Consider the following 15,712-nt stretch of genomic DNA (forward strand, 5'->3'; position numbering starts at 1 on the left):
CTCATGACGCGGGAAGATTTGGAGAAGAGTAAACAGTAATGCGATGGATTTTGTACATAGCAGTTGCGGCTGTGCTGTCTGGATATGCAGAGCGTAATCAGCATCCGCTGAAAGATCGCCGACCGCTGGAACTGGAGATGCGGGAACGGCAGGTGGAGGTGACGTCCGCAGGGAAGTCTGCCTCCGCTGTGCTGACTCCCGCGGACAAGGTCTGGGACTGCTCGTCCAAACTTTGGATGCTGGTTGATATTGAAAACAATGGTCGAGCCCCTGTGATGGTTCGGGCCAATGTGACGGCAAAAAACAGTGAGAGCTGGAAAAAAGTCACCGGCGGAATTTCGGTGCCGGGAGGGAAAAGCGCCACGCTGCCGGTGCTGATTCTACACCAAGAAGATGACGCTGCACTGCGACAGGTTTTCGGAGAGATGCGTGGATATCCGGGCGGATATCAGTATTCGGGCTGGCGGCAGATCCCGGCATCGAAAATTAATCGCATCAAGCTCGATTTTTTTACAGATGGCGACGAAGTGGACTGTGACGTTTCCAATTTGCGCGCGGCCGTCGATTTTGAGTTTCCAACCATTGGAAACCTGAAAGAGAATTATGTGCCTGTCACCGATGAGTTCGGGCAGAACCGTCATGCCGACTGGCCGGAAAAGATACACAGCGAAACGAATCTGGTTCAGGCGCTTCAGCGGGAAACCGCCGAGCTGCAAAAGTTCCAACCCTTGGAAAATCGCAGCCGCTGGGGCGGCTGGACAGGAGGGGAACGCTTTGACGCTTCCGGACATTTCCAAACCTTGGAAAGAGACGATGTTTGGTGTCTGGTGGATCCGGATGGATATCCTTTTTGGTCGCTCGGAATTGATTGTCTGAATCTGGATGCCGGCAAAACGAAAACACCCGGTGTGGGCAAATGGAATCCGCGACTGAAAAATCTACAGAAAAAGTACGGGGATAACTGGCGGGCGGAATCGGTCGATTTTATGCATCGCCGATTGCATGTCTGGGGCGTGAATACGCTTGGCAACTGGAGCTCTGCGGATTTTTATCAGGTTGGACGGACTCCGTATACAGTGGCAGTACATTTTTGGCGGAATGTGATTCCTGAAAAAGGTGGAGATGCCAGTAAGGCGCTGCCGGATGTGTTTCATCCTGATTTTTCGAAGCATGTTTTTGATGCGGTCCGGAAGTTCCAGACCGAAGCGACCGATCCGTGGTGCATCGGCTTTTTTATTGATAACGAACTGTCATTTGCTCAGCCGGTTTCACCAGCAGCAAAAGCGCTGAATGCGCCGGAAGACTGTTTTACGCGTCAGGAATTTATTCGTCAGCTTCAGGAAAAATATGGCGATTTTGCAACGCTGAAGGCGGCCTGGGGATCGGAGGCGTCCAGCTGGGCAGAGCTGAGGGCCGGCGGCAAAGGTTCATGGCGCGATCTGCAGGATCTCAGCGAAATGTGGTATCGAAAATATTTTGGAACCTGTCGCGATTCCATGCGTGAGCTTGCTCCGCACAAGCTGTATCTCGGAAGCCGAATCAACCATACCGGCAATAAGACCGCACTGTCCATCTGCGCAGAATTTGCAGACGTGGTGAGCATCAATTTGTATGACTACACGCCGGATGTTTTACAGGTTCCGAACGGGTTCAACGCACCGGTCATGATTGGTGAATTTCATTTCGGAACCATCACGGAACGCGGAGTCTGGGGATGCGGCCTTTGTACAGCGATGGATATCGAGCATGCCGCCGACCTGTTTGAAGTCTACATGACTGCCGCGATGAAAAATCCGCTGATTGTCGGTGCGCACTGGTTCCAGATGTTTGACCAGCCGCTGACGGGGCGCGGTGACGGCGAGAATTATCGCATCGGTTTTGTGGATGGAACGGATACGCCGTATCCGGACATGGTGAACGCCTGTCGCCGGACGGCAGAACAACTTTATTTACTGAGGGAGAGTCTGAATGAACATTAAACAAAACGTATTGCTGGGGCTGGCATTGCTTAGCCTGAATGCCGCTGCTGAGCGGGAAGTTATGAATTTTAATGAAGCCTGGCGCTTCCAGAAAGCTGATGTGGAAGCATCGTCTCCAGAGTTGGATGATTCACAATGGCGCACGCTTAATTTGCCGCACGACTGGGGCATTGAAGGGCCGTTTGATCCCGAACTCCCGAACCGTACCGGCAAGCTGCCGTGGGCGGGAATCGGCTGGTACCGCAAACATTTCCAATGTTCGGGAAACGATCTGCTGAAAAAAGTATTTATCGATTTTGACGGGGCGATGTCCGACAGCACAGTGTGGCTGAACGGCAAGCTCGTTGGCGGCTGGCCGTATGGCTACTCATCGTTTCGGCTGGAGCTGACCCCGTACCTCAAAAAAGGCGACAACGTTCTGGCGGTGAAGCTGGATAACAAAGAAGAGTCGTCGCGCTGGTATCCGGGCGGCGGCATTTACCGCAATGTGCGCTTGGTGAAAACGGACGCGGTGCATGTGGACCACTGGGGCATTTCGGTGACAAAGCCGAATGTGTCAGAGACATCCGCAACCGTCGTCGTGACAACAGATGTAGTTGGTGCCGATGATCACACGCAGGTGTTTCATGAGATTGTTGGAGCAGGAATCAGCGGTAGCGGCACAGACTGTTCTCTGACGGTTTCTTCGCCCAAGCTGTGGAGTTTGGAAGCGCCGAATCTTTATACGCTCAAAACCGTTATCAAACAGGACGGGAACGTTGTCGATACGGTGGAAACTGTTTTTGGAATTCGATCGATTGAATACACGAAAGACGGGTTTTTCCTGAACGGGCAACAGGTGCGCATGAAAGGGGTGTGTCAGCATCACGACCTCGGACCGCTGGGCACTACCGTGAATAAGCGCGCACTGGAGCGCCAGATTGAAATCCTTCAGGAAATGGGCTGCAACGCCATCCGCACCTCACACAATCCGCCGGCGCCTGAGCTGCTGGAGCTTTGCGACCGTATGGGTATGCTGGTGCAGGTCGAGGCATTCGACTGCTGGAAGGCGTCAAAAACCCCAAATGACTACGGCCGCTTTTTTCCAGAGTGGCACGAAAAAGATCTGCGCGCGATGATCCATCGTGATCGCAACCATCCATGCGTGGTAATGTGGAGTACTGGTAACGAAGTGAAGGAAATGCGCAATAAAGAAGGTATTTTGGTTTCCCAAATGTTGGCCGATATTGTCCATAAACTGGACCCGACCCGCCCAGTAACAACCGGATGTAATCATGCAGTGGCCGGGTTCAACGGATTTGAAAAAACAGTTGATGTATTCGGCTTTAATTATAAGGCCAAGGACAATGCCGCTGTTTACCGGCGGTTCATGAAAGAACATCCCGATCAGCCTTTTTACGGGAGCGAAACGGCGTCGTGCATCAGTTCGCGCGGCGAATATTTTTTCCCGGTTTTGGATGACAAGGCGATGGGACAGGGCGGACACTTTCAGGTCAGCAGCTATGATCTTTTTGCTCCGCCGTGGGCGTATAAACCGGATGTGGAGTTTGAGGCGCTGGACCGGTATCCGGCCATTTTCGGGGAGTTTGTCTGGACCGGTTTCGATTATATCGGCGAGCCGACGCCTTATAACAAGGACAACACCAATCTGCTCAACTTTACCGATCCGGATGAGCGCAAGCATATGGAAGAGCAGCTTGCCAAGCTGGGCGGAAACATTCCGCCGCGAAGTTCCTATTTTGGAATTGTCGATTTGTGCGGATTCAAAAAAGACCGTTTCTATATTTATCAGGCGCGCTGGCGGCCGGAGCTGCCGATGGCGCACATTCTGCCTCACTGGAACTGGCCGGAGCGCGTAGGTGAAGTCACTCCGGTACACGTTTATACCTCCGGCGACGAAGTCGAACTGTTCCTGAACGGGAAATCACTCGGACGGAAAAAGAAAGGCGAATACGAATACCGGCTGCGCTGGGATGATGTGGTTTACGAGTCCGGCGAGCTGAAAGCGGTAGCTTATAAAAACGGAAAGCCGTGGGCCGAGGATGTTGTGAAAACGACAGGGACTGCCGCGAAGCTGGAACTGACCGCAGATCGCGCACAGATCAGCGCAGATGGCACTGATCTGTCCTTCGTAACCCTTCAGGTTTCGGATGGTGAAGGACTGCTGGTGCCGCGCACACATAACCGGTTTAAGCTCAGTATCGACGGTCCCGGTGAAATTATTGCTGTTGGTAACGGTGATCCGACCAATCTGGAGTCGTTCCAATCATTGGACAGAAACGTATTCAATGGATTGGCGCTGGTTGTTGTGCGTTCGAAAAAAAGTGAGCCCGGTACGATTCGACTGACGGCACAGTGTGACGGACTGCAAGACGCAACCATTCAGATTCAAGCGAAGTAATGATAAAACGTATACAGATTATAAAGTTCACAGCAGTGAGCTGGGCAGTGCTCCTGCTGTTCCTGGGCGGCGCGGGCGCAGATGCCGTTGAGATTACGGTTCAGGCGGACCGTGTGGCCAGTAGCTATCCGGTCCATCCGTTCGGCATGAATCTGAATTATCTGCGTGATGTCGACTCGCTGTGGCCAGTGCGGACTCGGAGTGTTGAAGCGGCGCTGAAAGACATGAAGGTGCGCTGGCTGCGTTACCCCGGCGGCGAGAAGTCGGATCATGTCCGTTTTGCGTCGCCGCCGTATACAAATGCAGCGCCGGTTGTTTTCGATTACTGTGAAAAATCACAGCGGGACGACCTGCTGGATTTTGATGAGTTCATCGCTCTTTGCCGCCGCCTCGGAGCCGAACCTTGGGTCGTGGTCCCATATGACACCTCTGCCCGAACGAAACGGTACGGAGATTTTCTAGAACATGCTGTCGCCTGGGTGACCTATGCCAACCGGATACGCGGTTATGGAGTGAAATACTGGGAAATCGGCAATGAGAACTGGAGCTCGCAGAGCCGGAATCCCAACCCGAAGCGGAGTCTTGATATTCTTCAAATCGCACAGTCTATGAAACAAGCCGACCCGTCCATTCGCATTGCTGCGAGCGGTGTTGATCCTGCTGTTGTGAAGGATACGGTGAATATTCTTTCTCTCAGCGGTTATGTCGGGACATGGGAAAAGAGTGACTGGAAAGAGACGTTTGATTCTTTACAGGGAGATGCTCTTTTGAGCCCGAGCTGGAAAAAGGAAAAGAGAGTCATTAAAAAGTCCGGTCGTGATTATCTGCTGGCGGTCGTGGAATGGAGCTTTAAATACGACAAGAAACGCAATGATCTGATCAGTGCTATCGGTGCGCTGGATGTCGCCGGCAGACAGTACCGTTATGGCGACGGAATGATCAATCACATGTATTGGACGACACGATACATGGATTTGGAGCAGGCCGATGCTGTTTTCTGTACTCTGGATACCCGGAACGAACTGACGGCTACCGGGCGGGCGGCCTGGATCATCGGTAATTTTTTCACTCGACAGCCAGTGGCCTGTACGTCGGATTTTCCTCAAAACGTCCATGCTTACGCATTTATTGATGATGAACAGAAACGTGTCAATGTGCTGCTCATCAATCATACGGATCAGAATCAATCGGTTCGGGTGACATTTGAGGGAATGTCCGGGGTGTCGCTGTGTTCAGTTTTTCAGTTTTCCGGTACAGGCCCGCTCGACACGAAGCCGGTTTGGAAAGAGCTGAATATGCTGCCTGAGCAGCTTGTCCCTTACAGTGCGATTATTATCCAGTCGGAAAAAGATCACCGTTAACCAGTGAATTAGAAAGAGAGAGGTTTATGAATTTAAAATTAGGAGTTAAATGGTTGCTTCCCAGAACGATCATGCTGTTGCTCTGCAGTCAGAAGGTTTGTGCGGTCGGGGAAGTTTTGGTCGAAGCGGAGACTTTCGCCGATAAGGGGGGCTGGGTCGTGGATCAGCAGTTTATGGATATTATGGGCTCTTCCTACTTGTTGGCTCATGGGCTGGGAAAGCCGGTGGAGCCTGCCCGGACAACCGTTTCTTTTCCGGAGACCGGCAGTTACCGGCTGTGGGTTCGGACGAAAAACTGGGTGCCAGGGAACTGGGATGCGCCGGGACGATTTAAGGTAAGCATTGAAGACCGGGTCGTCGATACGGTTTTCGGGACACAGGATGGCTGGGCCTGGCAGGATGGCGGTGTGGTTGAGATCTCCGATTCCTCTGTGTCTCTTGCATTACTGGATATGACTGGATTCGACGGGCGATGTGATGCTCTCTATTTCACCCGGGATGTTGATGCTGTCCCCCCGAACGACCTGAAGGAGCTTGCTGCGTGGCGGAATCGTTTGGCGGGAATTGCGGAAACACCATCTGCCGCGGTGACCTGCGACCTAGTCGTCGTGGGGGGAGGGATCGCGGGCTGTGCTGCCGCTGTTGCTGCCGGAGAGCAGGGGCTGAATGTTGCACTGATTCATGATCGACCGGTGTTTGGTGGAAATGCCAGTCAGGAGGTGCGTGTTCATACGTTAGGTATCTATGGGGCGGGCACCCGGATTTTAAAAGGGCTGGATACGGAAAAATGGAAGAACGGTTCGGCACAGGCCGTCGGCGATAATGAAAAACGGGATGCCTTTATGCGCAATGCCATGAACGTACAGGCATTCCTGTCGTACAGAGCATATGCTGTACAGGCGGACGGCTCCCGGATTCAGTCTGTAGATGCTCGGCATATTGAGACTGGAGAAACCATCCGGTTCTCCGCTCCGCTGTTTATCGACTGCACCGGCGATGGCTGGATCGGGTACTGGGCCGGTGCAGATTTCCGTTACGGCCGGGAAAGCGCGGATACCTATAATGAGGGAGATCCGGCGGAAGGTGATCGCTGGTCACCGGCGGTCGCGGATCGGATGACCATGGGATCTTCCCTGCTTTGGAATTCCGAACACTCAGGCAGCCTGCAGGATTTTCCGGCGGTGCCATGGGCAATGGATGTGGCGAAGCAGTATGCGGCTGTTGAAGGCGACTGGGAATGGGAGTTTGCGCGGGAGGATCTGCATCAGGTGGATGATGCAGAAGAAATCAGGGATCATCTTCTGCGGGCTGTTTGCGGTTCATTTTATAATGCCAAGCAGAATCCGGAAAACGGGGATGTTGCCTTGAAATGGGTAGGATATCTTCTTGGGAAGAGGGAGTCCCGGAGATTGATGGGCGACTATATCTATACGCTGGATGACATGCTTTCCTGCCGGAAATTCGAGGATGCCGTGGTCGAGGAAAAACGCTCTGTGGATGTACATTATCAGCTGGAATCCGGCGGGTTCCTTTCTGAGGCAATTTTCCATAAGCCGCAGGATTCGTATTATGTTCCATTTCGCAGCCTTTATTCACGTAATATTGAAAACCTGATGATGGCCGGCCGCTGTTTCAGCTGTTCTCATATCGGACTCGGCGGACCCCGGGTGATGCGGACGACCGGCCAAATGGGAATTGCAACAGGTTATGCGGCTTTTCTGTGCCTGAATTATCAAACAACCCCGCGTGGAGTATATCAGGGTCATATTGAAGAGTTGCAATCACTGATCGGCCTGACGGCTCAGTTGGAAGGACTTCAGGTAGCAAATCCTTGAATTAACGGGGAATGATGATGAAAACGTTTTGGATCAATCTGATTTTGTTGTCGGCAGCGCTTCCCTTGCTGTCAGCGCCTCAGCGTAACTTTCTGTTTATCCTGGTCGATGATCTGGGGTGCCGGGATCTGGGATATACGGGCAGCACGTTTTATGAAACGCCGCATATCGACGGGCTGGCCGCATCCGGTATGCGGTTCGATCAAGGCTATGCCGCCTGCCAGGTGTGCAGTCCGTCGCGCGCGAGCATCATGCTCGGCAAGACGCCGGCACGCCACGGCATCACACAGTGGATCGGCGATCCGTCCGGGCTGGGCTGGGATAAGGGCGATCCGGTGATGAATGCGGAATATGTTCACAACCTGCCGCAGCAGGATGTCACAATTGCTGAAGCAATGCAGGAAGCGGGCTATACCACTTTTTTTGCCGGCAAATGGCACCTGGGTTCCGAAGGTTCCTGGCCGGAAAATCATGGATTCATGATCAACAAAGGAGGTTGGACCGTCGGGTCACCCAAGGGGGGGTATTTTGCTCCGTGGAACAATCCAAAACTGGAGAATGGCCCGGACGGCGAATCGCTTACGTTGCGCCTCGCCCGTGAAACGGCATCCTTTCTGGGATCAGAACATGACAAACCGTTTTTTGCGTTCCTTTCGTTCTATTCGGTTCACGGACCGATCCAGACCACCGAAGCGCTTTGTGAAAAGTATCGCAAGAAAGCGGAAGCGATGGGGCTGGTCGGCGATAAAGAGCGGTTTGAATTTGATCGCCGTCTGCCGGTCCGTCAGGTGCAGGACAATCCGGTTTATGCCGGGATGATGGAGCTGCTTGACGATGCGGTCGGTATTGTGCTCGATAAACTGAAAGAAACCGGACTGGATAAAAACACCGTGGTGATTTTTACCTCGGACAACGGCGGCGTTTCCTCCGGCGATTCTTTTTCGACCAGTCTTTTGCCGTATCGCGGTGGCAAGGGTCGTCAGTGGGAGGGTGGAATTCGCGAGCCGCTGATCATTCATGTGCCCGGAATGACCCAGCCGGATTCATCGACGGACACTCCGGCTATCGGCATGGACTTTTATCCGACGATTCTGGATCTGGCCGGTTTGCCGCTGATGCCGAAACAGCATGTGGATGGAGTCAGCCTGCTTCCGGTGCTGAAGGGCGAAGCTCTCGGGCCGCGCGATCTGTTCTGGCATTATCCGCATTACGGCAATCAGGGCGGAGAGCCATCGTCCATTATTCGTTCCAAGGATTGGAAACTTATCTATTACCACGAGGACGGCCGCTGCGAGCTGTATAATCTGGCCAGCGATATCGGAGAACAGAATGATCTTTCCGCATTGCAACCCGAAAAGACCGCTGAACTGAAAAAGCGGCTGGATGCCTGGCTGGCGGACACGCAAGCCGTCATGCCGAAACCCGACCCCCGTTTTTCGAAGGAACGGTTTGATGCCCGGCTGAAAAACGCCCGGACCGTTGTGAAGGATAAACAGGAAAAGCGGGCGGCTCATTATTTAAAAGAAAATTGGACCCCGAACTCGGACTGGTGGGGCAGTTCTGTGACAAACGATTGAGGTGAAAATTATGAAAACTGTAAAAATTATGGCAATGACCCTGTGTGTGTGCGGACTGATTCGGGCGGAAGAACCGTGGCGGTTCCTGCTGCTGGCGGACTGGCACTGGGCGGAAAAATATACACAGACTGAAAAAAATCCTTCATGGATGGCCGAGGCGGTAGCGGACGATGTCGCCGCGGTCAAAATGCTGAAGGACAATTACGGCGGCGAACTGATGCTGCTGCCGGGCGACAGCAACACCGGCCATTGGGATGAGTCCGGCTTTATCAAAAGCAATTTTCCCGGAGGTACTCCGGCAGAGTCGATCCTACAAGCTGGGAAACTCTGCTACGAAGGCATGATTGACTCTTTCAAAAAGGGCGGCTATTCAAAACTGATTATGGCGGTTGGCGATCATGAAATGGGGGATAATCCTTGGCCGGCTGGTTCTGCAGTCTCCCGTTGCCAGCCGCAGTTCCGCGAGGCCTTTGCTAAAGCGTTTAACACGAACCCGGACGGCGGAGGTTTTCGGTATGACCAGCCGACAGGAAAGGCCGCGTCCCGTCCGCTCGGAACCAAATACGAAACCACTTCGTATGCATATCGCTATAAAAACGTGCTTTTTGTGACGATTGATGCTTTCCACCAGGAAGATCCGGACAGAAAGATCGGCGATGAAGGCTCGGTGACCGGTACCGTGACCGGGCCGCATCTCGCATGGCTGGAGAACGTTCTTTCCGAGGCTCGGAAAGATCCGGGCATCAAACATATTTTTGTGCAGGCGCACCTGCCGGTGATTTATCCGGTTCGCAAAGTCAGCAGCAGCGGCATGATGATGGATGATGGCTCAGAGAGTTCTTTCTGGCAGGCGCTTCGCAAGTATGACGTCGATATCTACTTTGCCGGTGAAGTTCATGCCAACACGGTGACTAAAGACTCGGAATCAGACCTGATCCAGCTGGTGAGCCGCGGCAACTTTTTCAACAATTTCCAGACATTGGATATTTCCGATGATCGCATCGAAGTGGTCTGTTATGAGCAGCAGGTCGGCACGCTGCCGCAGGATGGTAAATACAGTGTTTCCGGGAAACTGGTGATTGATAAATCCGGTGACGCAACCCGCATCGACGGATCGGGCGAGCTGGCGCTGCTTGATGTGAATGGTCGCCATTTTCACTTCACTTTCGAAGAAAAGCCGCCGCTGTGGAACTACCCAATTATGGGGCTGTCCGGACGGGAAAAAATGGAAAAAGACAAAATACTTCGCGGCGTGACCTGCAAAGACATTTTTCCAAACCTTGGAACGTTTGGAGAACACTACAGCGCTTTGACGGCTAATGTGGAGTTGACGGACGGCCCGCAGGGCAAAGCCGGGCAGTTTTCAGCAGACAGCCGCATGGGCGTTTTTGCCATGGGGCCGCTTCATAGTGGTCACACCGTGTCCTATGCACTGTGGATGAAAACACAGTCGCCGGAAAACCAGATCCTGATCAATACCGGATCTATCTGGAGCAAAGCCCTGAAGAACTTCCTGAATCTGCACCTGAACGACGGCGTGCCGGAAGCGGTGATTTCCGATTCGCAGAGGCTTGCGGCTGTTGGAGCGAAACTCAATGACGGCAAATGGCACCAGATTGCTGTTTCCATGCCGCACGACGGTTGCCTGCTTTCGGAGGTCGAAATTTTTGTCGATGGAAAGAAGTCAGAAACCCGTCTGAACGGTTCAGATAGAAAACTTCATTTTAATCAGGCGGTTCGGGTTGGAATCGGAGGCTTGAACTACAGCCACAAAGGCTTTGATCAATTGCCGGTCAAACCGTTTGTCGGCGCGATGGATGAAGTATCCATCTGGACCCGGCCTTTGACTGCTGCGGATGTGAAAGCGGCATACAACTGATTTGAACGGAACAGAATGTTGAAAAAAATAATACTGACGTCTTTGTTTGCAGCCGTGTCCTGTGCTGTTGCGGTGGAATGGAACGATTTAAATGTGCTTGAGGTGAACCGCGAAGCGCCGCATGCGACGATGATGGTGTATTCGACGGCGAAAGCGGCGATGAAGTACGATCGCACCGCATCGCCGTGGTTCCGGTCGCTCAACGGCGAGTGGAAATTCAACTGGGTGAGAAAGCCTGCCGATCGCCCCGCCGATTTTTATAAGCCGGAGTTTGATGTGAGCGGATGGAGCACGATTCCGGTTCCGTCCAACTGGGAGATGGAAGGCCACGGTCTGAGGATCTACACCAATATTAAATATCCATTTCCAATGGATCCTCCGAATGCACCGGTTGACTGGAATCCGGTCGGTTCCTGCTGCCGCGAGTTCAGCGTTCCCAAAGATTGGGAAAACCGCGAGACCTATATTGTCTTTGATGGCGTGCAGTCCGCGTTTTACCTCTGGGTGAACGGGCAGAAAGTCGGCTATTCGCAGGGCAGCCGCACGCCGGCCGAATTCAACATTACCAGGTATCTTCAGGACGGAAAAAATGTGCTGGCGGTGGAAGTGTACCGCTGGTGCGACGGTTCCTATCTGGAGGATCAGGATTTCTGGCGCTTCTCCGGCATTTATCGTGATGTGTATCTGTGGAGCACCGCCCGGTCCCACATTCGCGATTTTACGATTGTGACCGATCTGGATGATCAGTACAAAGACGCCGAACTCAAGGTGGACGTGGAGCTGGTCGGAGAGGGATCTTTTGAAATCGATCTTTATGACGCGGACGGGAAGAAAGTCCTTTCGCATCCTGTATCCCGCATTTCGAATCCTGTTTTATGGAATACGGAAAATCCATATCTCTATACGGCACTTCTGACATTGAAAGATGCGTCCGGAAACATCATTGAAGTGATTCCTCAGCGTATTGGTTTTCGTAAAGTCGAAATCAAAAACAACCGCTTCTGCATCAACGGAGTACCGGTTTTGATCAAAGGGGTGAATCGTCATGAACACGATCCCGATACCGGGCACACGGTCTCGCGCGAAGCAATGATTCGGGATATTCAGCTGCTCAAGGAAAACAACTTCAATGCCGTGCGCACCTCTCATTATCCGAACATGCCGATGTGGTACGATCTGTGCGATGAGTATGGAATCATTCTCTGGAATGAAGCCAATATCGAATCGCACGGGGTCGGGTACGGTCCCGAATCTCTAGCCAAGCAGCCGGAATGGAATCCGGCTCATCTTGACCGCATTCAGCGCATGGTCGAGCGCGATAAGAACCACGCGTCTGTCGTGGTCTGGTCGATGGGCAATGAAGCCGGAGACGGAGAAAACTTTGCTGCCTGCTATCGCTGGATTAAGGAGAATGATCCGAGTCGCCCGGTTCACTACGAGCGGACCGATCATAAAAAAGGACGCCCGAACACCGATATCTGCAACAGCATGTACCGACCAGCCGATGAAATTCGAAAATACACAGAGGGAGACGATCAACGCCCGTACATCATTGCTGAATATATGCATGCAATGGGTAATTCCAACGGAGGAGCGAAAGAATACTGGGATTTGTTTTATGAAGACAACACCGCGCTGGGCGGGTTCGTGTGGGACTGGATGGACCAGGGTGTCCGTACGCCTGTTCCAGATGAATTCAAACGAAATAGTGGCAGCGGTCCGGTCAAAGAAACGTTTTTTGCGTATGGCGGATGGTTCGAAAATCCGGCCGGGGTTTATAACGACGGCAATTTCTGTATGAACGGTCTGATCGACGCGGGGCAGAATCCTCACCCCGGTCTGTACGCACATAAATATCTTCAGCGCAATGTTCATGTCTCGCCGGTCGACCTGAAAACCGGAACCTTCAGCATTCGCAACTGGTTCAATTTTACAGAGCTTGGAAACAAGGTTTCCGGGCATTGGAAAATCGAGTCCGACGGACAGCTGATCGCCGACGGAAAACTTCCACGCCTTGGAATTGCTCCGCACTCTGAGAAGACGGTGACGATTGATCTGCCGAAGAATTTTTCAAACCTTGGAAAAGACGTTTTTGTTACCTTCGAATTTCGTGCGCGGAAAAACTATCACCCGCTCGTTCCCGAGGGGCATTTGCTGGCTTGGGACCAGTTTGAGATGCCGGGCGACTGTTCGGCTGCGGCAGAAGCGGCTGACGGGGCTGTGGCCATCGATGAATCTTCGGAAACTATCACGGTAAGCGGCGCAAACTTTACGGTGGTGTTTGATAAAGTTTCCGGAACGATGACGTCGTATGAAGTTGGCGGTGTATCCATGATTGCAGACGGCGGACAGCCTGATTTGTCCCGTGCCCAGAACGACAACGAGCGGCGCCAGAAGCCGAAGCCGGCGCCCGAGTGGGATGTGGCCGGTGACAATACGGTTGTTCAGGATATGCAGGCTGTCAGAACGGAAGAGGCTGCCGAAGTGACGATTCGAAAAGCGCTGCCGAATGTGCAGGCATCCATGCTTTCAACCTATACGGTGTTTCCGAATGCCGAGATTGTCATTGATGTGAAATATGACTTTTCGAAAACGCCGAAGAAGGTGATGCCACCGCTGCGGATCGGTATGGAGTGGGGCGTTCCGGCAACGTTTGAGAACCTGAAGTGGTTCGGACGTGGCGGCGAAACCTATTTAGACCGCGCGTTTGAACCGGTCGGTATCTATGAAGGGACGATCGATGAGCAGTGGGCCGATTATTCGCGTCCGCAGGAAAACGGCAACAAGACCGGTGTTCGCTGGGCGGAACTGACGGACAAAGACGGGCGCGGATTGCGGGTTATCGCGGAAGGCGCTCCGCTCAGTCTGAGTGCGCGCTTTTACAGCGCAGAAACTATGCGTCAATCTGACTACAGTTTTCAGATGGAGCGCTCGGATTTGATTCACCTGAATATTGATGCGGCCCAGAGCGGGGTCGGAGGAATCAATTCATGGGGTTCGGTTCCGCTGAAGCCGTACCGCCTGTTTGATGATCACTGTGAATACAGCTATCGGCTGAAGCCGGTCGCCGGGAAACGCTCACGGTTCAATTTGTTTAAGTAATCTGGAAGAGAAATGAGAAGAAGAAAGCGAATTTTATTGAGTGGAACGCTGGGGCTGGGGGCGGGACTTGTTTTTGCCTCTACGCAGGTGCCGGAGGCGAACCGTCCGAATGTGGTGATCATTTACGGAGATGATGTCGGTTTCGGTGATATTGGTGTGAACGGTTCCAAAATGATTCCGACACCGAATATCGACCGGCTGGCGTTGGAAGGACTGAACTTTACGGATGCACATTGTTCTGCGGCAACCTGTACGCCGTCGCGCTTTTCACTGCTGACCGGTGTTCATGCATTCCGGTATGGGGCCCGCGTGCTTCCGCCCGATGCGCCGCTGCTGATTCCGACCGATATTCTGACGTTGCCGAAGCTGTTCAAGAAGGCCGGTTACAGCACGGGAGTGGTCGGCAAGTGGCATCTCGGTATTGGGGATGGAGAAAACAAGGTGGACTGGAATGGCGATGTGAAGCCGGGGCCGTTGGAGGTCGGGTTTGATGATTCCTTCCTTTTGCCGTCCACCAACGATCGTGTGCCGTGTGTCTTTTTGCGAAATCATCGGGTCGTGAATTTAGACCCGAATGATCCGCTGTATGTCGGGAAAACGTTGAAGTCGGTTCTGGTTGCTGGCAGCACTCAGTATCCCGATGGAAAGAAAAATCCCGAAGCGATGACGTTTTATCGCAGCACGCATGATCATAACGGCAGTGTGATTAACGGTATCGGCCGCATCGGCTATCAGTCCGGCGGAAAGTCCGCCCTTTGGAAGGAAGAGGATATTACCGATGAATTTGTGAAAGAGGCCGAGGCGTATATTGCCCGACACAGGAATGAACCGTTCTTTCTCTATTACGCATCACATAACATTCATGTGCCGCGTGCGCCGCATCCGAGATTTCAGGGTAAAACAGATCTCGGATATCGCGGGGATGCCATGGTGGCATTTGATTGGGCGGTTGGGAAGATCCTGAAAACTCTCGAGGAGAATGGCCTGGCAGAGAACACGATTGTGATTTTTTCGAGCGATAACGGCCCGGTCTACGATGACGGCTACGAAGATGGGACAACGGTATACTGTTCGATGGAGGAAGCGGATCGCGGACACGATGGTTCGGGAATCTGGCGCGGAGGTAAATATCAGATTTATGAGGGCGGAACTCGTGTGCCGTTTATTATTCGGTGGCCGGGCGTCATTGACCCTGGCGTATCTGATGCCATGGTGAACCAGACCGATCTGCTGGCATCTTTTGCGGAGCTGTTAGATGTTGAATTGGAAGATGGCGAGGCGGTCGACAGCCGCAGTTCTCTGGCGGCATTTACCGGTCAATCAACAGTCGGTCATGAATTTATGATCGAGGAGTCGTTTGCGTTGGCTTTGCGGCAGGGAAACTGGAAATACATTGAGCCGGCCAGCCCCCGGTGGCCAAAGGGGCGCCCGGATGTTCCGGAAAGCCTTTATAACCTGGAGGATGATCCATCGGAGCAAAATAACCTGATTTTAAGTTGTCCGGAAAAAGCACAGGCAATGGCCCGGGTGTTGAAAGAGATGGAATTATCTGATGGTATTCGATAAGTTTTTACGGCT

At 52.9% G+C, this 15,712-nt stretch carries 8 protein-coding genes; all 8 read left to right on the forward strand.

Going from position 1 to position 15,712, the window contains the following annotated elements:
* Positions 1-38 precede the first annotated feature (38 nt).
* The 8 genes from GT409_RS13095 to GT409_RS13130 are packed head-to-tail and all read left to right on the forward strand — an operon-like array spanning position 39 to position 15,700.
* Positions 39-1,979 carry a hypothetical protein gene (locus GT409_RS13095; RefSeq protein ID WP_160629515.1) on the forward strand — a complete coding sequence of 647 codons (1,941 nt, stop codon included), beginning with the start codon at positions 39-41 and terminating at the stop codon, positions 1,977-1,979.
* Positions 1,969-4,380, forward strand: a complete 2,412-nt coding sequence (locus GT409_RS13100; RefSeq protein WP_160629516.1) for a glycoside hydrolase family 2 TIM barrel-domain containing protein — start codon at positions 1,969-1,971, stop codon at positions 4,378-4,380. The genes GT409_RS13095 and GT409_RS13100 overlap by 11 nt, the downstream gene beginning before the upstream one ends.
* Positions 4,380-5,741, forward strand: coding sequence for a hypothetical protein (locus GT409_RS13105; RefSeq protein WP_160629517.1), 1,362 nt, complete (start codon positions 4,380-4,382; stop codon positions 5,739-5,741). Before GT409_RS13100 ends, GT409_RS13105 begins: the two co-directional genes overlap by 1 nt.
* 26 nt (positions 5,742-5,767) lie before the next feature.
* Positions 5,768-7,576 carry an FAD-dependent oxidoreductase gene (locus GT409_RS13110; RefSeq protein ID WP_233231561.1) on the forward strand — a complete coding sequence of 603 codons (1,809 nt, stop codon included), beginning with the start codon at positions 5,768-5,770 and terminating at the stop codon, positions 7,574-7,576.
* A 17-nt stretch (positions 7,577-7,593) separates the two neighbouring features.
* On the forward strand, positions 7,594-9,153 hold the full coding sequence (locus tag GT409_RS13115) for a sulfatase (RefSeq protein WP_160630125.1): 1,560 nt from the start codon (positions 7,594-7,596) through the stop codon (positions 9,151-9,153).
* Positions 9,154-9,163: 10 nt separating this feature from the next.
* The gene (locus GT409_RS13120) at positions 9,164-11,032 is read left to right on the forward strand and encodes a LamG-like jellyroll fold domain-containing protein (protein WP_233231562.1); all 1,869 of its coding nucleotides are present in this window, start codon (positions 9,164-9,166) and stop codon (positions 11,030-11,032) included.
* A 15-nt stretch (positions 11,033-11,047) separates the two neighbouring features.
* A complete protein-coding gene (locus tag GT409_RS13125; RefSeq protein ID WP_160629518.1) occupies positions 11,048-14,134 on the forward strand; it encodes a glycoside hydrolase family 2 TIM barrel-domain containing protein in 3,087 nt (1,028 codons plus the stop codon).
* 12 nt (positions 14,135-14,146) lie between these two features.
* Positions 14,147-15,700, forward strand: a complete 1,554-nt coding sequence (locus tag GT409_RS13130; protein WP_160629519.1) for a sulfatase family protein — start codon at positions 14,147-14,149, stop codon at positions 15,698-15,700.
* The last annotated feature ends 12 nt before the right edge of the window (positions 15,701-15,712 follow it).

This window comes from Tichowtungia aerotolerans, assembly GCF_009905215.1.
In the GTDB taxonomy this organism is placed as follows: Bacteria; Verrucomicrobiota; Kiritimatiellia; order Kiritimatiellales; family Tichowtungiaceae; genus Tichowtungia; species Tichowtungia aerotolerans.